Below are 23,016 nucleotides of genomic sequence, written 5' to 3'. Positions count from 1 at the left end.
ATTCAACCCGGTGTCCCGGCCAAGGCGGGCATATTGCCCGGCCAACGGCGCGGATAGCGGGTGATGAACAGCAGAACCTCTCCGCCGGGCAGGGTGGGTTGCACGCCATGCTGTAGCCTCAGGTTCAGCGTGTCGATCTGTTCGGCAGTGATCGGACGCCCCGGATCGTAATAGACCGTCACCTGAAAGCTGCGGCCCAGTTTCATCACAGACATGTCCAGCAGTTTGCCACCATCCGCGACCAGTGCCGGCCGCATGGCGCGGCGGGCACGGGCAATCCGCTCGGGCGAGGCGGTCACACCGGCCAACTCACTCAGGCCAGCACGAAAGCCGCCATAATACTGCCCGACGACCGTCAGGCACAGCAGCAGCACAATCAGCGAATCGCCAATCGGCGCAAGGCCTCCAAGCGGCCCGTCACGCAGCAGATAGATGAGACCAAGTCCCATCCCGGCTGCAGCGGTGATCAGCCCGTCAAAGGCCGCGGCGCGGGCCTCCAGCTGCAGGATGTCGCTTTTGCGCCCGGTCTTGAGCCAGGCCCGATAATGCGTCGCCCAAAGCGCGAAGCATGTCGCACCGATCAAGCTGAAATAGCCGATCATCGGCCCGAAGATCAGCGGTTCAGGGACGCTTCCGGTCATATAGTCAAAGATATTCTTGGCCGCCGCCGTCACCGCAAACAGGACCAGACCCAGCAGCGACAACGAGCGGAAGGTGACAAAGATCGCCTCGTCTGCCGCATAGCCATAAGGCCGCAAGCGGTCGGGCCCGGCATCGAGTTTCCGACTGATCCGCCGCGCCAGCAGCGCAGAAAGAAAGCCGATCATTGAAAACAGCCCATCCACCATGATCGCGCCCGAATTGGACAGGAACCCTGCCAGCAGGCCGGCGGCGGCCATGAACAGATTGCCCCACATGGCGATGGTCAGTGACCGCGCCTCGCGGGTTCGGGTGTCTTGTATTGCAGCACTGGTCATCTGGCGCACCTTGTCCCTCAGAGGGCAATCCTAGCCGGTGTTGCGGTGATCTGCCATCGGGTCAGAACTGATAGATGTTTCGCGGGTTGGTATGATCTCATGACGAGAAATGCTTTTTTAATTCGTTATGAGTTCGTTCTGTGCTTCGAGGCAGGCATTGAATCGATATATAATATTATATTTGAAAATTATTAATTAATTAACTATAATTAAATATTTATACATCTTGTTAATAAGGCGCGGTTATGTCGACCCTGTGGCTCTTGCTGATCGTTGTTTTGATGACGGTCCTTGGCGATTATCTGATCAAGCTTGCCACTGCATTGCCGGATGGATTGCTGTCGCGCAGCTTCGTCATCGGCTCAATGATGTATGGGGCGTCCGCGATTGGTTGGTTCTTTCTGATGCGCAAGCATTCACTGGCTGCCGTTGGCGTGCTCTATTCTTCCGGCACATTGATATTGATGGCAGCCTTGGGCGTCATCGTCTTTCGAGAACCGATCGGCCCGCGAGAGGCGCTTGGCGTGGCCCTGGCCATGGCGTCGTTACTGATCATGAGCCATCGCAGCTAGCGGCGTCGTCGTATCGTTCAGCGCAAAGAAAAAGGGCGCCCATCGCAGGGCGCCCTTCGTCATGTCTGCCATATCGGGCAGGGGGATGATTACATCATGCCGCCCATGCCGCCCATGCCGCCCATGCCGCCCATATCGGGCATGCCGCCGCCTGTGCCTTTCGGCTCGGGCTTTTCGGCGATCATGGCTTCGGTGGTGACCAGCAGGCCAGCAACCGATGCCGCGTCTTCCAGCGCGGTACGCACGACTTTGGCCGGGTCGATGACGCCGAACTTGAACATGTCGCCATATTCTTCGGTCTGCGCGTTAAAGCCAAATGCCTTGTCGCTCGATTCGCGGATCTTGCCGGCAACTACGGCACCGTCGACGCCTGCGTTTTCAGCGATCTGGCGCATCGGAGCCTCCAGCGCGCGGCGTACGATGCTGACGCCTGCGTCCTGATCCGAGTTCTCGCCCTTCAGGCCGTCCAGTGCCTTGCCGCCCTGAACCAGAGCAACACCGCCGCCGACGACGACGCCTTCCTGCACAGCCGCACGAGTAGCGTTCAGCGCGTCATCTACGCGGTCCTTACGCTCTTTCACTTCGATTTCGCTCATGCCACCGACGCGGATAACAGCAACACCGCCAGCCAGCTTGGCCACACGTTCCTGCAGCTTCTCTTTGTCGTAATCGCTGGTGGTTTCTTCGATCTGCTGACGGATCTGGGCAACGCGTGCCTCGATTTCCGCTTTCTCGCCAGCGCCGTCAACAATGGTGGTGTTGTCCTTGTTGATGGTGACTTTCTTGGCGGTGCCCAGCATCTCGATGCCGACATTTTCCAGCTTCATGCCCAGATCTTCGCTGATCACCTGACCACCGGTCAGAATGGCGATGTCCTGCAGCATGGCCTTGCGGCGATCACCGAAGCCCGGAGCTTTGACAGCAGCGATTTTCAGGCCGCCGCGCAGTTTGTTGACGACCAGCGTGGCCAGAGCCTCGCCTTCGACGTCTTCCGAGATGATCAGCAGCGGTTTGCCCGACTGGATCACGGCCTCCAGCAGCGGAACCATCGGCTGCAGCGAGGACAGTTTCTTTTCGTGCAGCAGGATATAGGCGTCTTCCAGATCCACGATCATCTTGTCGGGATTGGTGACGAAGTAGGGCGACAGGTAGCCGCGGTCGAACTGCATGCCTTCGACGACTTCGACTTCGGTATCCATGCCTTTGTTTTCTTCGACGGTGATCACACCCTCGTTGCCAACTTTCTGCATGGCATCGGCGATAAAGCGGCCGATCTGGGCCTCGCCATTGGCCGAGATGGTGCCGACCTGAGCAACTTCGTCGCTGTCATTGACAGGGCGCGAAGCGGATTTGATCGATTCAACGACTTTGGCGGTTGCCAGGTCGATGCCGCGCTTGAGGTCCATCGGGTTCATGCCGGCGGCAACCGCCTTCATGCCTTCGCGGACGATGGCTTGTGCCAGAACCGTCGCGGTGGTGGTGCCGTCGCCGGCCTCGTCATTGGTGCGCGAAGCCACTTCGCGGACCATCTGCGCGCCCATGTTTTCGAACTTGTCGGACAGTTCGATTTCCTTGGCGACGGTGACACCGTCCTTGGTGATGCGCGGTGCGCCGAAGGATTTGTCGATGACCACGTTGCGGCCTTTGGGGCCGAGCGTAACCTTGACCGCATCGGCCAGGATATTCACGCCCTTGAGCATACGGTCACGGGCGTCGGTGCTGAACTTAACGTCCTTGCCAGCCATGTTATCTCTCCTGAGTAAAGTCGTGTGAAATGAAGTGCTTGTCAGGGTCGGCCGATCAGCCGATGATACCCATGATGTCGCCTTCTTTCATGATCAGCAGCTCTTCGCCGTCCAGCGTCACTTCGGTGCCGGACCATTTGCCGAACAGAACGCGGTCGCCGCTCTTGACGGAAGGTGCGATCAGCTCGCCCGAATCTTTGCGCGCGCCTTCGCCGACCGAGACGATTTCGCCCTCGGCGGGTTTTTCTTTGGCGCTGTCCGGGATAATCAGGCCGCCTTTGGTCTTTTCGTCGGATTCGACGCGACGGACCAAGACGCGGTCATGCAGCGGTTTGAATGCCATTTGTGAACACTCCTGTGTTTCAGGTTGCAGTGTCTGTTGTTGGCACTCACCGCATGCGAGTGCCAATGCGGGTGATCTAGGGCGGAGGCCGAGATGTGTCAACGGGGGTGAACTGAAAAAACATGGCCAGACTTGACCTAGGTGAAGTCATGCCGGTAACTCGAAAATCGAACGCTCCCATGGAGGCCAATTGATGACTGCGACAGAGGACCCATCTGCTGACGACGCGGGGGATACGCGCCTCTCGGTCCTGCTGTTGGCTGACGACTGCAACCCGGAATGGCCGTCGCTGCCGATTGTCGGATACAAATATGCGCTGGCGTTGTCCCGAGTGGCCAATATCACAGTGGCCACGCATGTCCGAAATCGAGAGAATATCGAGATAGCGGATGCGAAAGGGATCGAGTTTGTCTACGTCGACAACGAATACGTCGCAGCGCCGATGTATCGGCTGTCGACCCGGCTGCGCGGCGGGACGAATGTTGCCTGGTCGACCAACATGATCATGCAATACCTGCCCTATCTCGCTTTCGAGCGCGAGGTCTGGAAACGGTTCCGCAATGAACTGCGCGCGGGCCGCTTCGATCTGGTTCAACGGATCACGCCAATGTCGCCGACCCTACCCAGCTATATCGCGGGCAAAGTCGATCAGCCCTTTGTTCTTGGTCCGTTGAACGGAAACCTGCCATGGCCAGCGGCGTTTCGCGGAGAACAAAAGCGAGAGCGCGAAAGACTGAGGGCGCTGCGCAAGGTGGCGCGGCATTTGCCTTATGCGCGCGGTACATTCAAGAATGCAGCACTGGTACTGGCCGGGTTCGAACACACGATAGCAGAACTGCGCGCCGCAGCGCCGGGCAAGGTAGTGAACTTTCCCGAAGTCGGCGTGGATCCCGATATCTTCCACGCGCGCGGGCGTGATAAACCGGCCTTTGGCGGGCAGGGGCCGTACCGGTTCATCTTTGCCGGCCGGCTGGTGCCCTATAAGTTGCCCGAAGTCGCGATCCGGGCCTTTGTGGCAGCGGGCGGCGGGCACGCGGCGGGCGTGGACCCTCGGCTTGCCGAACATCGGTTGCATATTGTCGGCGATGGGCCCGAAATGCCACGGCTGCAGGAAATCGTGCAACGTCACGGCTTGGAACAAGTGGTGCATTTCGAAGGCAGCAAGAGCCAGTCCGAACTGGCCGCGATGATGCGTGACGCGGACGGTTTCATCTTCCCCTCGATCCGCGAACTTGGCGCAGGGGTTGTCATCGAGGCGATGGCCTGCGGCATGTGTCCGATCGTGACCGACTACGGTGCGCCGGGCCATCTGGCGGGTCGGGGAAGGGGTCATCTAGCACCGCTTGCGCCGCTAGACGATCTGGTGGCAAGCTATCGCAATATGCTGATTGCGAGCGTCGAGGACCCCGACGATGCCAGCGCCCGTGCAGGCGCAGCCCAGATCTATGCACAGCAATATTACACCTGGGACCAAAAGGCCCGCGCAACGCTGGCTTATTGGGATGATATTCTGACCGGGAACCCACTGAGGGATCGTGGCGAGTTCGACTGACCTTTGCTGTGATCGGCAAGAGTGGCACGCCGTTCCGAGCTGTGTCATCCTGCGGCGGAAACCGTGAACGGAGTTCCGATGCGCCTCGTTATTGCCGCCCTTTCCGCGACTGTGGTGTGGTCTGTGCCAGCCAGCGCGCAGACCAGCGCGTCGGACTGTGTCGGAAACAATCTGATCGACGCCTTGCCGTCCGAGACACGGGCGCATTTGCGGAACGCGGTCGAGGATGTGCCCTATCATCGTGGGCTTTTGTGGCGGGCCACCAAAGACGACCAGCACATGACGCTGATCGGCACCTATCATTTCCCCGATCCACGCCATGACGCGACGATGGCGCGTTTGCAGGCGCCGCTGCGCGATGCCGCATTGGTCATGGTCGAGGCTGGCCCCGATGAAGAGGCGCGACTGGCCGAGGCCCTGGCAGAGGATCCATCGCTGACGGTGATCACCGACGGGCCGACCCTGCCCGAGCGTTTGACGACACAGGAATGGCAGGCCCTTTCCGAGGCAATGGCCGAACGGGGGACGCCTGCCGTCATCACCTCAAAGCTCAGGCCGTGGTTTGTGTCGATGATGCTGGGGATTTCGCCCTGCATGCTGCGCGGCATCAACGCCGATGGCGGGGTGCATGGATTGGACAGCATGTTGATCGAACGCGCCGACGCCATGGATGTGCCGGTGCGCGCGCTTGAGCCGTGGGATACCGTCTTCAGCCTGTTCGGGGATCTGACGGCTGAACAGGAAGAAGACATGATCCGGGCGACGCTGCCTGCGGCGCAATATGCCGACAACTATGCCGTCACCCTGACCGAGGCCTATTTCGACGCGGATGTCTGGACGATCTGGGAATTCGGGCGGTTCGACGCCTATGAGAACTCGGGTCTCAGCAAGGCAGAGGTCGATGAGCAGATGGCCCTGACCCAGACCATGCTGATGGATGCGCGCAACGAAAGCTGGATCGCGCCGCTGGAACAAGCCGCGGCTGAGGCAGCGGAACAGGGCAGGGGTGTCGTCGCTGGCTTTGGTGCGCTGCATTTGCCCGGCGAGCGGGGCGTTCTGCGCCTGCTGCAGCAGAACGGCTGGACGATCGAGCGGCTGGACGAATAGGTCGCGCCGCGATGCGTTGGCGATTGCAGTCGCAGCCGGGAACTAGTCGCCGTGTAATTCGGTCGTGACCGGACGCACCTTTCGCCCACCGGGACGCGGCGGCATCTGCAATTCGTGCTCGGGCGCCTGATCGACGCTGTCATCATCGGGGTTGATGGGCGCCGCCGAGGGGCCATGCGCGAACCGTTCCATCAGGGCATTTTCCAGCACCTTGTTCAGATCTTGCGACCGCTGGATGTAATCGGCGTTCTGTTCCATCGGCAAGCCGGGGCGCCAGACCTCGGCCAGTTCACGCAGATTCGCACGGTCCAGCCGGTAGAAGATCTTTTCCAACTCGGACGCTTCGTATTCCGACAGCCCGGCGTTTTCCAACACATAGCGCGCGGCACGCAGGCTGGAATCGAAAAGTTCGCGCACGATGTGATCCGCCCCTGCCTCGTAAAGCTGGTAGACCACCACACGGTCGCGGGCGCGGGCGATAATGCGCAGATCGGGCCGCTTTTCACGCGCATAGCGCACCAGCTTGATATTCGAGGCCGGATCGTCCAGCGCCGCCACCAGGATCTGGGCTTTGTCCAGCCCGGCTGCGGCCAGGATCTCGGGCCGGGTCGGGTCGCCAAAATAGCCCTTGAAGCCAAAGCGCCGCATCAGCTGGATCAGTTTGAGATCATGGTCCAGCACGGTTGTCTGAAACCCGGACATGGTGACCAGCCGGTTGATAACCTGCCCAAATCGGCCAACACCGGCGATGATGATCGGCTGATTGTCGTCAATATCGTCGGCGTCTTGATGTTCGCCACCATCGCCCACCCGTTTTGCGACCTGATCATAGGCGATGAACAGCAGCGGCGAGGCCAGCATCGACAGCGCGATCACCAGCAGGAACCCCTCGGCCATGGCGCGGGGCAGAATGACCAGCGAGGCCGCATAGGAAATCAGCACGAAGCCGAATTCGCCAGCCTGCGCCAGTGCCAGTGTGAACAGTGAACGGTCACGATCAGCCATGCCGGTGGCACGGGCGATCGTGAACAACACGCCGGCCTTGATTGCGATCAGCCCTGCGGTGACCGACAGGATCGGCACCGGATTGGCCGCCAGCATGTCGAAATTCATCCCCGCACCGACGGTGATGAAGAACAGCCCCAGCAGCAGCCCCTTGAAGGGTTCGATCTGGCTTTCCAATTCGTGCCGGAACTCTGAGCCCGCCAGCATGACGCCCGCCAGGAACGTACCAAGCGCGGGCGACAGGCCGACGAACGTCATCAACGAGGCAATTCCCACCACGATCAACAGCGCAAGGGCCGTGTCCATCTCGCGCAGGCGTGCGGCATGAACATAGCGAAAGATCGGGCGGATCAGATATTGGCCCAGCAGGATCACGGCGGCAACGGCGGCCAGCGTCACAATGGCTGCGGCCCAACCGGGCAGGCTGGCCATGATCGCCTCGCCGATGAACTCTTCGCCGTGGCCGTCACCACCCGCCGGAGTGGATGTGTGTGTCGCCAAGAGCGGCATCAGTGCCAGCATCGGAATGACGGCGATATCCTGCGTCAGCAGAACCGCAAAGGTCGACCGTCCGCCGGCCGTCTGCATCAGGCTTTTTTCCGAAAGGGTCTGCAGAACGATGGCGGTCGAACTGAGAGACAGGATCATGCCAAGGGCCAGCGATACCTGCCATGTCTGCCCGGCCAGCAGGCCGATGCCAAAGATCAGCCCCATCGTTCCGGCGACCTGCGCGCCGCCCAGCCCCATCAGCTTGCGCCGCATGTTCCACAGGTTGCGCGGCTCCAGTTCCAGTCCGATGAGGAACAGCATCATCACCACGCCAAACTCGGCGAAATGTTGCAGCTCGGTCAACTCGCTGCCGGCCAGCCCCAGAACCGGACCGATCAGAATGCCCGCAATCAGATAGCCGAGGACAGACCCCAGCCCCAACCGCGCCGAAAGCGGAACGGCAATGACCATCGTCAACAGGAAGATGGTCGAAATCAGTAGAAAATTTTCCATTAACGCCCGTCGAGTACCGCCAACTGGCTGCTGCGTCCACCTTTAGCATAGGTGATGCGGCTATTGCCAATCTCGGTGATGGTTCCACCGTTAATCTTGTCACCAAGTCGCAGGGTGATGATCTTGCCATTGGACAGGCGCACCAATGCACGGCTGCCCTTACCGGCGCCGATGGTGCCGATGATCTGGGTGCGCTTAAGCGGGATACCGTCCTTGACCGTCGCTGTGGCGGCCACCGCGCCGCTGCTGGAGCCTTTTGGAATCGCCGTCGTGACCTCGGGCTCTGTTTCGGCCTCGGGCGGGGTATAGGACTGGTTGCGCGCGGCTGCAGCGCGGGCTTCGGCTTCTGCTTGCGCGCGGGCGCGGGCTTCGGCGGCGGCACGAGCCTGCGCCTCGGCTTTCGCATCAGTGGCGGCGCGGGCACGGGCGCGGGCTTCGGCCTGGGCCTGCAATGCATCGTCTTCGCGGCGCTGTGCCTCGATTGCGGCCTGATCGGGGCCGCTTGGCGCAGGCGCCGCTGCGGCTGTTTGCGGGGCGGCGGCTGCGACCGTGCGGTTGCCGCTGCGGCGTGGGGGCAAGGGCGAAGAGGCCAGCGCGTTCAGCGCCGTAGCACCGGGCGTAAGCGGTCCGGTAGAGACGGCAGCCGCGATGGCCTGCTCGACGGACTGGCGATCAGAACTGCCGCGGCCGGCAGCCGAGGCGGGGCGCTGCCGAGGCCGCGCAGAATTAGAAAGACCGCCGGTCGCTGCGGGCGACGCGGCGGTGCGCGGCGGTTCGGATTGTGGCCGGGGCGCTGCTGGTGGTGGCGTCGCGTCCATCGCCGCAGCGACAGCATTGGCGACGGCTCTTTGCGTGCTGGCGCCGACATCGACCGGGCGGCGCTGTGGCCGGGCCTGCGCCAGCAGGATCACGGCGCCCCGCTCTGCCTCGCTTAGCCCGCCTGATCCCAACTCGGCTGTGCGCAGGTCTTGCAGCAGGTCTTCAAGATAGCGGATCTCTTTGGCGCTTAGCCCTGCCTGCCTTTGGTCATCACCACGGGGGGAAAGCAGATTCAGCGAAAGGTTCGATGGCCGGGAAGGCGGCCGGGTCGAGCGTTCAAGACTGTCTGCTGCAGGTGCAGCGGGCGCGGCGGCCGCTGGCGCGGGTGCCGGGGCAGGCGCTGCTGCAGGTGCGGGCGCTGGCGCAGTAACCGCAGCCGGAGTTGGCGCAGGTACGGGCGCCGCGGCAGGGGTGCTGGGGCGAGACGGCGGGCGAATGCCGCTTAGCTGGACGGGCGCGGGTTCGGTCCGCTGCTCGAAGGGCTGCGGATTGGCCGGAACGACCGGCGTTGCATCATTGGGCGCGGGTAATGCCGTGCGGCTTGGCGGCGCGGCGGGCCGGGACGAGCGTGACAAGGCCATCGTCCGCAGCGGGGCCGGTTGGGCAACGGCCGAGGCGGTTTCGCTGGCGGCTGTCGGCGGCGATGCCTCGGCAGGTGCGTCGGCTGCCTCGGCGGTCACCTCTTCATCGGGCTGTGCAGGTGGCGCGGGGTCGATATCAGTTTCGGCGGCAGTTTCCGTGACCGCATCTTGGCGCTCAGCTGCGGTAGCAAGCGCTGCCTCATCGGCCAGATCAGCCTGAGCCTCGGCGAGCGCCGCCGTCACCGCAGCGTCGCGACCAGCTGTCTCGGACAGTGCTGGTTCTTCTGCAAGATTACCGGCAGGTGCCGGCTGGCTAACCTCGGGCAGTGGTTCGACTGCTGTGACCTCGGGTTCTTCTGGTGCGGCTTGCACCGGCTCGGTCGTGTCTTCGATCACGGGCGAGTCGCTGGCGGTCTGATCGGGGGCGGTGACCGCTGCAATCTCCGGTTCATTGGATGCGGGTGCCGTGATCTCAGGCGTTTCTTCGGCTGCCGCAACGACATCTTCATCGGGCGAGCCATTGCCGCCGCCAAAGAAAACCAGAGTCGCCAGCAGCGCCAGCAGCAGCAGGCCCATCATCACCGTGAAGGTGCTGGGCAGGCGGTTGCTGGCAATGCCGGTTGCCTTGGCCAGCAGGGCCTTGGGGCCACTGGTGTCCTCTGCGGGTGACGCGCCATCGCGACGCGCGCGGGCCTCGGCGGCGCGACCGTGAAAGGCCTGCGCGCGCGGCGGTAACGCGCGGCGGTCACTTTGCGCGTCGGGGGTATCAGACGGGTGGCGGATCACCGGCTCATTGCTGCGCGGTGGCCGCGTTACCTCATCGCGCTCTGACGGCTTGTCCGTGGTCGTGCGCAAAGGCCGGCGGTTCGGTTCGACCGTCCGCCCGCGCGTTGAGGGCGGCACAAATTCGGACACGACCTGACGCGGCTGCGGCGCAGGGCGATCGGTTGTGGCCACTGCAGCAGCGGGTTTTGCCGCGGGTATCGCTGCAAGCACATGCGGGATAATGCGCGAGACCACCGGCCCCGTCGGGACAGGGCCATCAGGCATGTCAGCAATACCGGCGGCAGTGACGCCTGCGCGCTGCAAATCCGGCGTGGTCACGCTGACCTGCCGTTCAAAATCGCCCTGCAGCTTGCTGGGCCCGAAATTCGGTTGTCCGGGAAAGCGGTCAGCATCCGGACGGGCAATGAAGCCGGCGGGACGAAAGCCCTGGTCCAGCGCGAAGCTTTCGGCCTCGTCCAGCGTGCGGCGGGCCACTGCGGCAACCCGCAGGCTGTCGGCATGGCCATCGCTTGCAGGCACCCAGTCAAACGCCAGATCCTTGACCGCGTAAGGGGTCAGCCCTTCCAGCGCGCGGGCGACCGCGCGGCGCGGTTCTGGTCCCGGCGGCACGGTCAGGGTGGTATAGAGGATCTGATCGTCCGGGATCACCAGCAAGGTGTCCGGAGTGGGTGACGGATCCTGATTGGCGGGGGCCGCGCCCTGCTGGCGCATCACGTTGAGTTGCTGCCCCATATCGCTGCCTGAAAACCGGACGGCGCCCAGCCTTTTCCAGCCCTCGGGGGCGCGCCGTTCCAGTACGACCTCTTCCTGGGTAAAACTCATCGCAAATGCGGCATCAAAATGCTTGGTCATGACGTTACTGCTCTGCCTCGACACACGGGTTTGCCCCGATCTGGTGTTATGCACCACTGTCTACCTCAATTTATGGTGTCTGGAAAGGGAAACTGGCGAAGCTGTGAACGCATTTCCTTGAACAATTCGGCTAAAGAGACGTTCGGCGATACTGTTCTTCGCGAGAGGGAGCGATTCAGATGACAAAACCCGATTTCAGCCTGCCCGCCGGGCAATCCCGCAATCCCGGCCCCCGGGCCGTTCTGGCGACGATACTGGCCGGAACGATGCTGCTGGGCGGTCAAGCCGCGATGGCCGCGCCGGGCAAAGGCGGCGATCACGCCTGCCATGGCAAGATGATGCGTGGCCACGCCGCGCGGATCTCGGTCACGGGCGAGGGTGAGGCGCTGACCCAGCCCGATATCGCGACGATCAACCTTGGCGTGACGACGCAGGCCGACACCGCCGCCGCCGCGATGGAGCAGAACTCGGCGCAGCAAACAGCCGTTTTCGAGGCATTGGCCGAGGCCGGGATCGAGGGGCGCGACATCCAGACCTCTGGCCTGAACCTGACACCCGTCACCGATTATTCGCGCGAAGGCCAGCCGCCGCAGGTGTCGGGATACCGCGCGCAGAATATGGTGACGGTGCGCGTGCGTGATCTGGACAGTCTTGGTGCGACGCTGGACACATTGGTGACGGCCGGCACGAATGAGATCAACGGCATCACCTTTGGCCGCGACGATTCCGATCAGGTTCAGGACGATGCACGCCGCGACGCCGTGGCGGATGCCCGCCACCGGGCCGAGATCATGGCCGAGGCCGCAGGCCTGACGCTTGGCCCGGTCTTGACCATGCGCGATGTGGTCTACGGCACGACCCCGCCCGAGCCCCGGATGATGCGGCAGGCAATGGATGCCGCAGGCGCGCAAAGCGTCCCGGTTGCTGGCGGCGAGATGGCGATGCAGGCCAGCATCGAGATGCAATTTGCGCTGGTCGGTGCGCAGGGTGGGGGTGACTGCGGTCCGGATCGGATGAAAGGCGCGCATGACGGCGCCGATAGCGGCAGCGGCGCCGACACCGATGCGGGCGCTGCTACCGATACAGGTGCCGATACCGACGCCGCGCCCAACGACGAAAATGGCGCGGCCGAAGGGGCCGCGGCTGAGGATGCGGGAACCGACCCGGTGGTTCCCGGCGCGCCCGAGGCGGGCACCGTGACCGATGCCGAGGCCGAAGAAATCATGGACGAGGCACCGACAGAAGGCGCACCGGTTCAGCCGTCGAACTGAAGCAACCGGATGCAGCAAGAAAATTGGCCCAGGGCGCGATCACGCCCTGGGCCTTTTCAGTCAGGTTGGTCGGTGTCGCGCCCCATCAGGGCCGCAATCCGCCATCAGGCCGTTGCTTGTGCCAGAGCCTGATCCAGATCAGCGATCAGATCCGCCGTGTCCTCGAGGCCGATGGACAGGCGAACGACCTCGGGGCCGGCGCCAGCGGCACGCTGCTGATCCTCGGTCAACTGCCGGTGCGTGGTCGAGGCCGAATGGATCACCAGTGATCGCGCATCGCCCAGATTTGCGACATGGCTGAACAATTGCAGCGCATCGACCAGCTTGACCGCCGCCTCGTAGCCACCCTTGATCTCAAAGGTGAACAACCCGCCCGTGCCTTTGGGATAGACGCGCTGCGCTGTTGCATTCCAGGGCGACGAGGCCAGACCGGCATAGGTAACGCTGGTGACGCGGGGGTCTTTTTCCAGCCATTCGGCCACGGTCATCGCGTTTTCCACATGGCGCGGCATGCGCAGGCCAAGGGTCTCGATGCCCATCAGCGTGTAATGCGCGCCCTGAGGGTTCATGGTCATGCCCAGGTCACGCAAACCGATGGCGATGCTGTGGAAGGTAAAGGCAAGATTGCCAAAGGTTTCGTGGAATTTCAGCCCGTGATAGGCGGGCTCTGGCTGCGACAGACTGGGGAATTTATCCGAGGCCGACCAGTCGAAATTGCCGCTATCGACCACGACACCGCCGGTTACCGTGCCATTGCCTGTCATGTATTTGGTCAGGCTGTGGACGACCAGCGTCGCCCCCATTTCCATCGGTTTGCACAGATAGGGCGTGGCCAAAGTGTTGTCGACGATCAGCGGAATGCCGGCCTCTTGCGCGATCTTGGCCACAGCCGGGATATCGGTGACATAACCGCCCGGATTGCTGATCGATTCGCAAAAGATCGCCCGCGTGTCGTCGTCAATCGCAGCGCGCAGTGCCTCGGTATCGTCCAGATCGACAAATGTCGCGGACCAGCCAAAGCGTTTGAACGTCTGGGTAAATTGCGTCACCGTGCCGCCTTATAGCCGCGTCGAGGCAACGATGTTGCGCCCCGGTCCCATCAGCGGGAACAGCGCCATGATCTGCGCCCCGTGGCCCGAGGAACAGCAGACCGCACCCGCGCCGCCCTCTAGTGCCGCGATCCGGCCTTGCAGCGCGGCAATGGTCGGGTTGGTCAGGCGTGAGTAGATATAGCCGACCTCTTGCAGGTTGAACAATTTGGCGGCGTGATCAGCGTCACGAAAGGCATAGGCCGTGGTTTGATAGATCGGCACTTGCACCGCGCCGGTGGCCGGGTCGGGCTCGGTGCCCGCATGGATGGCCAAAGTATCGAATCCCTGTTGCCGGGTCATGTGTTCCTCCGCTGGATCAATTGGCGGCAGGTTAGTCGCTTGGCGCGGCAAGGGGCAATGATGTTTCTTGCAAATGCCTGATGGCTCACACGGATTGCGACACGGGATCGTAGTCGTAGATCCAGTCGAACCGGGACACCAGCCGCTCTGGCGACAGCCGCCCCATCAGCCGCAACGCGCTCTGCGCCGCAATCCGCTTGGGGCCTTTCAGGTGATAATGTCGGGCATTCTGGTCCGCCAGTGCGACGATCCTGGTGGCTCGCGGCGCGCGCATTTGCTGAAAACGCATCAGGGCCGAGGGCTGGTCGCTGATCTGATCCAGGCATGCGGCCAACAGCCAAGCATCCTCGATGGCCAGCGCCGCGCCCTGAGCCATGAAGGGCAGCGTGGGATGCGCGGCGTCGCCGATCAGGACGCGACTGTCATCATGCCAGCGCGGCGCGACCGGATGGCGGAACAATCCCCAGATGCCGGTGTCTTCGATCCGGGCCAGCCAGTTGGCAACGGGGCCGCCAAAATCGACAAAGGCTGCCTGCAGATTGGCCGGATCATCCTTGTGCGACCAGCCCTCTGCCTGCCAGTCGTAGCGTTCGGCCACGGCGACGATATTACGCAATCCCCCGGCCAGAGGATAGCTGACCAGATGTTTCCTGGGGCCGAGAAACAGATCTACCCAGCCCTGGCCATCAAGCGGTGGCTCGGGGTCGCTGATCAAGGCACGCCATGCCGTCTGATTTGAAAAATAGGGCACTTCGGTGCCGTTGAGTGCCTGCCGCACGCGGCTGTGCAATCCGTCTGCGCCGATAACCAGCGGATCGCGGGGCAGGGCGTCGACCACATGGGACAGCCGGATCGTGGCGCCTGACGCTTGCACTGCCTTGGCAAGTACCTCGATCAGGCGGGCGCGGTGGATCATCCGGAAACGGGCGTCGGGGCGCCGCGACGCAAAATCCAGCACCGCGATGGGCCGTGCCCGCGCATCCCACATGCGAACCCCGCGGCTGCGGATCGACACGGCGTCCAGCGCAGGGCCAAGACCCAGAGCCTCGAGAACACGGCCTGCATTGGGGGAAAGTTGCAGGCCCGCGCCGACTTCGGTCAGTTCGGCCGCGCGCTCGAAAAGATTGACCGATGCGCCGCGCTGAACCAGCGCCAATGCGGCGGTCAGACCGGCGACGCCGCCCCCGATGATTGTGGCGGTCGTCACGGGCACCCGCTTGTCTGCACAGGCCTTGCCAAGCCGGTCGTGGCCGGCATCTGGACAGATTGTGCAAAATTCATGATCGGCCTCGGTTCAGCCGGGACGCGGTGGGTCAGGAAGGCGCTGGCAGGGCTTGGCTGCCAGCGGCAGATCGGGTCAGTCGTCGCGGTGAACGCGCTCGCGGCGCTCGTGCTTTTCCTGTGCTTCCAGCGTCATGGTGGCGATGGGACGCGCGTCAAGGCGTTTCAGGCTGATCGGCTCGCCGGTCTTTTCGCAATAACCGTATTCGCCGGTCTCGATCCGGCGCATGGCGCTGTCGATCTTGGTGACCAGTTTGCGCTGGCGGTCGCGGGTGCGCAGTTCCAGCGCACGGTCGGTTTCCTCGCTGGCGCGATCGGCGATATCGGGCACGCTGCGACCGCTATCCTGCAATCCCTCCAGCGTTTCAGCCGATTGCTCCAGCAATTCGTTTTTCCATGTCTCAAGCTTCCGCCGGAAATATTCCAACTGACGATCATTCATGAAAGGTTCGTCCTCTGCGGGACGATAATCCTGCGGCAGGAAGGTCTGGGCTTTCATTTTTCCTCCGGCTCGGCCGAGTTGGTGGGGGTCCCGGCACCTCGCGCGGACCCTTAAAGGATGCGACATGGCTTGTCGATCCGTGTTAGCGCCACCAACGCGCATCCGCTTGCGGTGGCCCAAACCGCGCCCTAGTGTGCCGCGACCCAACGGGCAGTAGGGCAAAGGGATCGTAATGCAATTTACCGGAACGTCGGATTATGTCGCCTCTGAAGAACTGGCGATTGCCGTCAATGCGGCCGTAACGCTGGAGCGGCCCTTGCTGGTCAAGGGCGAGCCGGGCACCGGCAAGACCGAATTGGCGCGCCAGATCGCCGTGGGGCTGGGTCTGCCGATCATCGAATGGAACGTGAAATCAACGACAAAGGCTCAGCAGGGCCTGTATGAATATGACGCCGTCAGCAGGCTGCGCGACAGCCAGTTGGGCGATGCGCGCGTGAATGACGTCGCCAACTACATCCGCAAGGGCAAGCTGTGGCAGGCCTTTGCAGCGGATGAAAAGACCGTTCTGCTGATAGATGAGATCGACAAGGCCGATATCGAGTTTCCCAACGATCTGTTGCAGGAACTCGATCGGATGGAGTTTCACGTTTACGAGACCGGCGAAACGATCCAGGCCCAACACCGCCCGGTCGTCGTGATCACCTCGAACAATGAAAAGGAACTGCCTGACGCCTTTCTGCGCCGCTGTTTCTTTCACTATATCAGCTTTCCCGATGCCGACACGCTGCGACGAATTGTGGATGTGCATTATCCGGGCCTGAAACCGCGCCTGCTGGATGCTGCGCTGACCCAGTTCTTTGATCTGCGCGACGCGCCGGGGTTGAAGAAAAAGCCCTCGACCAGCGAATTTCTGGACTGGCTCAAGCTGATTCTGGCCGAAGACCTGTCGCCCGAGGATCTGCAACGCCAGCCGGGGCAGATCCTGCCGCGCCTTCATGGGGCGCTGCTCAAGAACGAACAGGATGTCGCCCTGTTCGAAAAGCTGGCCTTCATGACCCGGCGGCAGGGGCGCTGACAGACGGGCCGTCCGACCAGCGCGAAGCGGTCCCGCCATGTCACCTGCTGGCGAAACGTGAATTCTGTCCCTGACGAGAATAGAGGTTCTCATGTCCGTTTCGATTCGCCCGCTCGGGCCCGATGACCGCGAACAGTGGCAAGAAATGTATGACGGCTATCAGACGTTTTATAAACGGCCCGGTCTGCCCGCCGACTTTTTTGCAGAGGTCTTTCAGCGACTGCTGAATGACGACCCGGCAGAGTTTCATGGGCTGGTCGCCGCTGAGGGCGGACGATTGCTGGGGCTGACACATTACGTGTTTCATCCGAACATCCGCATACCGACTGGCACCTGCTATCTGCAGGACCTTTTCACCAGACCCGAGGCCCGGGGCAAAGGCGTCGCGCGCGCCTTGATCGGGGCTGTCTATTCGGCGGCGGATGCGGCGGGGGTGCCGGATGTCTACTGGCTGACAGCGGAAGATAACTATCGCGGCCGGATGCTTTATGATCGGGTCGGGGTGAAAACGGCCTTTATCCGCTATAACAGGGCGTAGGGCGCGCAATCATGGCTGGGTCGGCGGCTCTGCCAGCAACTCTTCCATGAAGATGCTGAACAGCTGCGCGCGTCCGTCCACGCCGGCCTTGGCATAGATGCGCGCGGATTGGGCGCGCACCGTGCCCACCGCCACGCCGCGCAGCCCGGCGATGGCCTCGTTGTCAAAGCCTTTCAGGATCAGCAGCCCTACATCGCGTTCCGAAGGCGTCAGGCCCCAGCCCTGGAAAAAGCTGTCGATCAGTTTGGCCATCTCTCCACGTGCCGCCCGGATGCCGCGATCCAGACTGTCCATGCGACGCAGCATATCGCGCAGCTCGATCATCAGCAGAACCACGCCGGTGCCGAGTGCTGCGGTGGTGAACAGCTCAAGGCTGATATGCCAGCCGACCCCGTCCCGGCGGAGGTCACCGATCACATCGCCGATAAAGAAGGCGGCGCAGAGTGCCAGAACCACAATCAAAGCGGCAAGCGTTGCCGCCCGCCGCTCTGCCGGATTGGACAATGAGGTGCTGTATCTCATTCGACGGGACGATCCGCCGGGATGCGCTTGCGTCCGTCGATCATGGCGCGCACCAGCGGCACGCGGGATCGCCAGCTGTCGAAGATCACGCCTCCGATATGCAGCGCCACCGAGACGATCAGCCAATTGAACATGATTTCGTGCACGCTTAAGACCCATTGCACGCCGAAATAGCGGCGTGTCCCCATCATGATCCCGGTGGTAACGATCACGCCAACCGTGGCCCAGATATTCCAGACCATCAGCGCACCAAGCGGATTGTGGCCAAGATGCACCGTCTTGTCGCCCTGTTGCAAGGCGCGCAGATGCCGCATCGCGCGCGCGGGCGAGGGCGGGAATGACATCAAGCGGGCCGGGCGGGGGCCGATCAGCCCCCAAAGCAACCGGGTAAGCACCAGCGCCAGTGCAATATAGCCGATGGCCTCGTGCAGGTCGCTTTCCGGGTCGGTGACGTAGCCGTTCAGCAGGATACACAGTGCCAGCGACCAGTGGATCAACCGGACCAGCGGATCCCAGACCGGCACGATGCGGGTGCTTTCGCCCCCGCCCGTGTCGCCGGCAGATACAGGTGTGCCGGCCATCGGCTCAGTCCTCGCCGACCTTGGTCACCATCCCGGTTTCGGGCGAGACATAGACTTCAAGCATCTGGTCGCCCTTGACGGCATAGGCTTCGATCATGCCGCCTTCCATATCCATCTTGCGGACTTCGTAGCCCATCTCGACGAGTTTGGCCTGCACGGCCTCTTCAGTGGTTCCCAGTTCGGAATCCACCGCGATCATGTCGCCTTCGGCAAAGGCCATCAGCGGGGCGGCAGCAAGAAGGACAGCAAGGGTCAGTTTACGCATCGGATTTTCTTTCCTGTAACGACGCGGCGTTGCGCCGCCATCTGATGCAGAAAGAAGCGAATTTCGTAGATGATTCGAGTAGCGCGGCGCTTAGATCATCGGATGTAAGCGTGGGCTTACACCAGAAAATGGCCGGCGATTTCAGTACGGCGAACCTCAGTACGGCGACGACCTCGGATCAGCCTGCCGCAGCGATTATTGCCACAGTGCTGCAAGTGCGGCCGCGGGTTCATCGGCTGCCCAGATCTCGGGGCCTAGCGCGATGAAATCGCTGACAGGCGATAGCTCTGTCATCAACTCGCGGGTGATGGCACCTTCGGCGACAATCGGAACCTCGATCATTTCTGACCACCATTGAAACAACTCCAACGGCACGGATTCGCCGCGCCCAAGCGTCGTCGCGCCGACCGGGCCGAAACTGACATAATCGGCCCCGGCCTCTGCCGCGTTCATGCCGTCGTGACGCGAGGTTGCGCAAAAGGCGCCGACGATCGCATCCGTGCCCAGTTCCTTGCGGGCGGCACGCACACCGCGCGCACCATCGGTCAGATGTACGCCGTCCAACCCGTGGCGCTGTGCCAGCCGGACATGGTCGTCGATCACCACGGCCACGTCGCGGGCATGGGCAATCTCGCGGGCCAGATCCGCGATGCGGCCCAACTCGTCCTCGTCGCCGGCGCCGCAGATCCGCAAACAGGCGGGCGGCACGCGATCCATCGCGTCAGCCAGCAGCGGACCCAGTGCCGATGCCAGCGCGCCAGCCGGGGTAATCAGATATAGTTGCGGGGCGTCCTGCGCCATCGCGGCCTCCATTTCTTTTTACGGGCCATACCGCAGCTTGCCCGCCGCTGCCAGACTAGCTATTCGGCACCGATGGAAAGCAACCGTCAACCTGTCATCATCCTTGTGCGCCCTCAGATGGGCGAGAATATCGGCGCCGCCGCCCGCGCCATGCTGAATTTCGGCCTGACCGAGATGCGTCTGGTCGAGCCGCGCGACGGCTGGCCCAACCCGCGCGCCGTCGCCATGGCATCGGGCGCGGCGGGCAAGGTGCTGGACAGCGCACGGGTCTATCCGACGCTGGCGCTCGCGATGGAGGGGGTGGATTACGCCTTTGCCACCACCGCACGCGGGCGAGAGCTGACCAAACCGGTCTTTACCCCCGCCACGGCGATGGAAAAGGCGCGCGGTCATGACGGCCGCTCTGCCATTATCTTTGGTCCCGAACGTGCGGGCTTGGAAAACGAGGATGTCGCGCGCGCCAATGCCATCGTGACGGTGCCGGTGAATCCGGATTTCCCGTCCCTCAACCTGGCGCAGGCGGTTTTGCTGATGGGCTATGAATGGGGGCGCGAACAACTGCCCACTGCGCCGCAGCCAATCGGCCGACGTCCCGCAGGCGAGGTCGCGGCCGACCGAATCGAGATCGAAAAGCTGGGCGATCACTATGAGGAAAAGCTGGGCGATGCCGGTTTTTTCTTTCCTGAAACCAAGGGGCCGGCCATGCGTTTGAACCTGCGCAACATGTGGTCGCGACTGGATCTGACGCGCGGCGATATCCAGGTCCTGCACGGAATTTTGCGCCAATTGACCCGCCGCTAGGCGCGGCATAGGGTCCGCGCGACGATTGAAGGAGCCGGGAATGGCCAAGCGCCCCATCTTCGAGGAAGTAGCCGACACAACCGCCACGACGCGGCCCGTTGCGACGACCGGCGGCATCGATGCGGCCCCAAAGGGCGCACGCCGCGCGATCCGCGCCTGGCTGATCGTGCTGTTCGTGATGGTCGCCGCGATGATCGCCCTTGGCGGCGCGACGCGGCTGACCGGATCTGGACTGTCGATCACCGAATGGGCGCCGGTGACGGGAACGCTGCCACCCATGGATCAGGCGAGCTGGCAGGCCGAATTCGAGGCCTATCAGCAAATCCCGCAATTCGCCGAAGTGAACCCGGACATGGATCTGGCCGGGTTCAAGCAGATCTACTGGTGGGAATGGTCGCACCGTTTCCTTGGGCGCGCGGTCGGGCTGGTCTGGGCGGTGGGTTTCCTGTTCTTCTGGCTGACAAAGCGCATTCCGACCGGTTGGACACCGCGTTTGCTGGGCGTTGGTGCGCTTGGCGGGCTGCAGGGCGCGATCGGTTGGTGGATGGTGCATTCCGGACTGCAAGACGGCATGGTCCGGGTGGCGTCCTACCGCCTTGCCACGCATCTGGGCATCGCTTTCGTCATTCTGGGCCTGATTGCCTGGTATGCCCTGCTGCTGGGTCGATCCGAGGCGGGTCTGTTGCGGGCACGCCGCGCGGGCGAGGCCAAGCTGTTTTCCATGTCCACCGGGTTGATGCATCTGGCCTTTCTTCAGATCCTGATCGGTGCGCTGGTCGCCGGCATCGACGCGGGCCGCACCTATACCGGCTGGCCCACGATGGGCGGTGAATGGATCCCCACGGCGATCTGGGATTCCACGCTTGGCTGGCGGAATTTCTTCGAGAACCCGGCGCTGGTGCAGTTTATCCACCGCATGACCGGCTATCTGCTGGCAATCTTCGCGGTCGTTGTCTGGATGCGCGCGCGCCGTTCGCCCCATCCGGTGACACGTGGGGCCTTTACCGTGATGCTGGTCATGGTGGCCGTGCAGGTCGGGCTGGGCATCATGAATGTGCTGCATGCCTCGCCGCTGTTGCTGGCGCTGAGCCATCAACTGGGCGCGGTGGCTTTGTTCGCCCTGATTATCCGCGCGCGCTACAACGCACGCTATCCCTTTGAAACATCTGTCCGGGGCACCATCCGATGAGCGCATTCGACGATCTTCTCGCCTTTCAGCGTCAGACCGAGGCGCTGTCATCCGTGGCCGAACGTCTTGGCTGGGATCAGGAAACCGTCATGCCACGCGGCGCGACGGAACAACGGTCCGAGGAAATGGCCGCGATGGAATCGGTGCTGCATGAACGGCGCACCGATCCGCGCATCGGGGAATGGCTGGACGCCGCCAAGCCGGAAACCCCCGCCGAGGTCCGCACGGTCGAGTTGATCACACGCGATTTCACCCGTTCAAGCCGTATCCCGGCGCGCCTGGCCGCGGAACTGGCACGTGTGACCTCGCTGGCGCAGGGTGACTGGGCCGAGGCACGGGCCAACGAGGCCCCCGACGAGTTCCTGCCGACGCTGGACAATGTGCTGATGCTCAAGCGCGAAGAGGCCGCCGCGCTGGCAGATGGTGGCGATCTCTATGACGCGCTGCTTGACGACTACGAGCCGGGTATCACCGGTGCCGAAGTGGCCCGGTTGTTTGACGCGATGCGCCCGCGCCTGGTCGCCTTGCGCGAAAATATCCTGGGCGCGGAGAACCCGCCGCAGGCGCTGAAAGGCCATTTCCCGCATGACACGCAGATCCGGCTGGCCCGTGCCTGTGCCACAGCCTTTGGCTATGACTGGTCGCGCGGCCGGATGGACATCGCCGTGCATCCCTTCAGCAGCGGGCGCTGGCAGGACAGCCGCATCACGACCCGCGTGGTCGAGACCGATCCGTTCAACTGCCTCTATTCCACCATCCACGAGGTCGGCCATTCCAGCTATGAGCTGGGCATCGACGAGGATTACGCCTTTACCCCGCTTGGCCGCGGTGTCTCTCTTGGTGTGCACGAAAGCCAAAGCCGCATCTACGAGAACCAGATGGGCCGCGGTCGTGCGTTCACCGGCTGGCTGTTCGACCGGATGCATGATGCGTTTGACGGTCTGAATGTGGCCGATGCCGATGCGTTTTATCGCAGCGTCAATCGTGTGACGCCCGGCTACATCCGCACCGAGTCCGACGAGGTGCAGTATAACCTGCACATCATGATGCGCTTTGATCTCGAGCGTGATCTGATTGCCGGACGGCTGGACGTCACCGATCTGGTCGAGGCATGGAACGGGCGCTTCCTCAAGGATTTCGGCGTGTCGGTCGATCGGCCAGCCAATGGCGTTTTGCAGGATGTTCACTGGTCGGTCGGCCTGTTCGGCTATTTCCCCACCTATGCACTTGGAAATGTCTATGCCGGCTGTCTGAACGCCGCGATGCGCAATGCCGTGCCGGGTCTGGACGAGGCATTGGCCAGTGGCGAGGCCGAGCCCGGCGTCGAATGGCTGCGCGAGAATGTGCAGCGTCATGGCGGTCTGTTGCCACCCCGCCGCCTGATCGCAGAGGCGACCGATGCCGAGGTCGGACCCGAGCCGCTGTTGGATTATCTGGACGAGAAATTCGGTCGGATCTACGAACTTTAACGGCCATCAGGACGCCGATCCGCCACGCCAGCGCGGGTCGGCCTCATCC

General features: G+C 62.8%; 20 protein-coding genes and 1 pseudogene. 9 read left to right on the top strand and 12 right to left on the bottom strand.

The annotated features are described in order from the left end of the window. Positions 1-2: 2 nt before the first annotated feature. Positions 3-977 carry a cation efflux transmembrane domain-containing protein gene (locus tag CUV01_RS16965; protein WP_101461504.1) on the bottom strand — a complete coding sequence of 325 codons (975 nt, stop codon included), beginning with the start codon at positions 975-977 and terminating at the stop codon, positions 3-5. A 245-nt stretch (positions 978-1,222) separates the two neighbouring features. Between CUV01_RS16965 and CUV01_RS16960 the strand changes: the two genes are divergently transcribed. After that, positions 1,223-1,549 carry a transporter gene (locus CUV01_RS16960; protein ID WP_101461503.1) on the top strand — a complete coding sequence of 109 codons (327 nt, stop codon included), beginning with the start codon at positions 1,223-1,225 and terminating at the stop codon, positions 1,547-1,549. 89 nt (positions 1,550-1,638) lie between these two features. Here CUV01_RS16960 and groL read toward each other — a convergent pair whose 3' ends face one another. After that, entirely contained in the window at positions 1,639-3,294 is a 1,656-nt protein-coding gene (gene groL, locus CUV01_RS16955) for a chaperonin GroEL (protein WP_101461502.1), read from the bottom strand. 55 nt (positions 3,295-3,349) lie between these two features. Next, positions 3,350-3,637, bottom strand: coding sequence for a co-chaperone GroES (locus tag CUV01_RS16950; protein ID WP_101461501.1), 288 nt, complete (start codon positions 3,635-3,637; stop codon positions 3,350-3,352). A 193-nt stretch (positions 3,638-3,830) separates the two neighbouring features. Here CUV01_RS16950 and CUV01_RS16945 point away from each other — a divergent pair, with 193 nt between their 5' ends. After that, positions 3,831-5,189, top strand: a complete 1,359-nt coding sequence (locus tag CUV01_RS16945; RefSeq protein WP_101461500.1) for a glycosyltransferase family 4 protein — start codon at positions 3,831-3,833, stop codon at positions 5,187-5,189. A gap of 78 nt (positions 5,190-5,267) precedes the next feature. Further along, on the top strand, positions 5,268-6,296 hold the full coding sequence (locus CUV01_RS16940; protein WP_101461499.1) for a TraB/GumN family protein: 1,029 nt from the start codon (positions 5,268-5,270) through the stop codon (positions 6,294-6,296). A 42-nt stretch (positions 6,297-6,338) separates the two neighbouring features. Here the strand turns inward: CUV01_RS16940 and CUV01_RS16935 are convergent, their stop codons facing one another. Together CUV01_RS16935 and CUV01_RS16930 are read right to left on the bottom strand one after the other, a co-directional pair. Further along, positions 6,339-8,303, bottom strand: a complete 1,965-nt coding sequence (locus tag CUV01_RS16935) for a monovalent cation:proton antiporter-2 (CPA2) family protein (protein WP_101461498.1) — start codon at positions 8,301-8,303, stop codon at positions 6,339-6,341. Beyond that, the gene (locus tag CUV01_RS16930; protein WP_101461497.1) at positions 8,303-11,341 is read right to left on the bottom strand and encodes a ribonuclease E domain-containing protein; all 3,039 of its coding nucleotides are present in this window, start codon (positions 11,339-11,341) and stop codon (positions 8,303-8,305) included. The genes CUV01_RS16935 and CUV01_RS16930 overlap by 1 nt, the downstream gene beginning before the upstream one ends. A gap of 179 nt (positions 11,342-11,520) precedes the next feature. Here CUV01_RS16930 and CUV01_RS16925 point away from each other — a divergent pair, with 179 nt between their 5' ends. After that, positions 11,521-12,612 (top strand): SIMPL domain-containing protein, encoded by a 1,092-nt coding sequence (locus CUV01_RS16925; protein ID WP_101461496.1) that lies wholly within the window; start codon positions 11,521-11,523, stop codon positions 12,610-12,612. Between the two features lie 104 nt (positions 12,613-12,716). Here the strand turns inward: CUV01_RS16925 and CUV01_RS16920 are convergent. The 3 genes and pseudogenes from CUV01_RS16920 to dksA all read right to left on the bottom strand — a co-directional run bounded on the left by CUV01_RS16920 (position 12,717) and on the right by dksA (position 15,783). Beyond that, a pseudogene (locus tag CUV01_RS16920) lies at positions 12,717-14,003 on the bottom strand (O-acetylhomoserine aminocarboxypropyltransferase/cysteine synthase family protein). Positions 14,004-14,088: 85 nt separating this feature from the next. Further along, complete coding sequence (locus tag CUV01_RS16915; RefSeq protein ID WP_101462189.1) at positions 14,089-15,210, bottom strand: FAD-dependent monooxygenase; 1,122 nt, start codon at positions 15,208-15,210, stop codon at positions 14,089-14,091. 150 nt (positions 15,211-15,360) lie between these two features. Continuing rightward, a complete protein-coding gene (dksA, locus tag CUV01_RS16910) occupies positions 15,361-15,783 on the bottom strand; it encodes an RNA polymerase-binding protein DksA (RefSeq protein WP_101461495.1) in 423 nt (140 codons plus the stop codon). A gap of 175 nt (positions 15,784-15,958) precedes the next feature. Between dksA and CUV01_RS16905 the strand changes: the two genes are divergently transcribed. Together CUV01_RS16905 and CUV01_RS16900 are read left to right on the top strand one after the other, a co-directional pair. Further along, positions 15,959-16,801 (top strand): AAA family ATPase, encoded by an 843-nt coding sequence (locus tag CUV01_RS16905; protein ID WP_101461494.1) that lies wholly within the window; start codon positions 15,959-15,961, stop codon positions 16,799-16,801. Between the two features lie 91 nt (positions 16,802-16,892). Then, complete coding sequence (locus CUV01_RS16900) at positions 16,893-17,339, top strand: GNAT family N-acetyltransferase (RefSeq protein ID WP_101461493.1); 447 nt, start codon at positions 16,893-16,895, stop codon at positions 17,337-17,339. Between the two features lie 9 nt (positions 17,340-17,348). On the opposite strand, the gene CUV01_RS16895 is transcribed toward CUV01_RS16900, so the two are convergent. The 4 genes from CUV01_RS16895 to CUV01_RS16880 form a co-directional block, all read right to left on the bottom strand. Next, the gene (locus CUV01_RS16895) at positions 17,349-17,861 is read right to left on the bottom strand and encodes a helix-turn-helix transcriptional regulator (RefSeq protein ID WP_101461492.1); all 513 of its coding nucleotides are present in this window, start codon (positions 17,859-17,861) and stop codon (positions 17,349-17,351) included. Continuing rightward, the gene (locus CUV01_RS16890; protein WP_101461491.1) at positions 17,858-18,442 is read right to left on the bottom strand and encodes a cytochrome b/b6 domain-containing protein; all 585 of its coding nucleotides are present in this window, start codon (positions 18,440-18,442) and stop codon (positions 17,858-17,860) included. Before CUV01_RS16890 ends, CUV01_RS16895 begins: the two co-directional genes overlap by 4 nt. 4 nt (positions 18,443-18,446) lie before the next feature. Then, positions 18,447-18,707: a PepSY domain-containing protein gene (locus CUV01_RS16885; RefSeq protein ID WP_101461490.1), complete on the bottom strand. Its 261-nt coding sequence runs from the start codon at positions 18,705-18,707 to the stop codon at positions 18,447-18,449. A 195-nt stretch (positions 18,708-18,902) separates the two neighbouring features. Then, positions 18,903-19,508, bottom strand: coding sequence for a thiamine phosphate synthase (locus CUV01_RS16880; RefSeq protein ID WP_101462188.1), 606 nt, complete (start codon positions 19,506-19,508; stop codon positions 18,903-18,905). A gap of 72 nt (positions 19,509-19,580) precedes the next feature. On the opposite strand from CUV01_RS16880, the gene CUV01_RS16875 reads away from it, so the two are divergent. The 3 genes from CUV01_RS16875 to CUV01_RS16865 are packed head-to-tail and all read left to right on the top strand — an operon-like array spanning position 19,581 to position 22,967. After that, positions 19,581-20,309, top strand: coding sequence for an RNA methyltransferase (locus CUV01_RS16875; RefSeq protein WP_101461489.1), 729 nt, complete (start codon positions 19,581-19,583; stop codon positions 20,307-20,309). 40 nt (positions 20,310-20,349) lie between these two features. Then, positions 20,350-21,498, top strand: a complete 1,149-nt coding sequence (gene ctaA, locus CUV01_RS16870) for a heme A synthase (RefSeq protein ID WP_101461488.1) — start codon at positions 20,350-20,352, stop codon at positions 21,496-21,498. Then, entirely contained in the window at positions 21,495-22,967 is a 1,473-nt protein-coding gene (locus CUV01_RS16865) for a carboxypeptidase M32 (RefSeq protein WP_101461487.1), read from the top strand. Before ctaA ends, CUV01_RS16865 begins: the two co-directional genes overlap by 4 nt. Positions 22,968-23,016 lie beyond the last annotated feature (49 nt).

This window comes from Paracoccus tegillarcae, from assembly GCF_002847305.1.
GTDB lineage: Bacteria > Pseudomonadota > Alphaproteobacteria > Rhodobacterales > Rhodobacteraceae > Paracoccus > Paracoccus tegillarcae.
The sequence above is the reverse complement of the archived record's forward strand: the minus strand, read 5'-3'. Positions and strand labels throughout refer to the sequence as shown.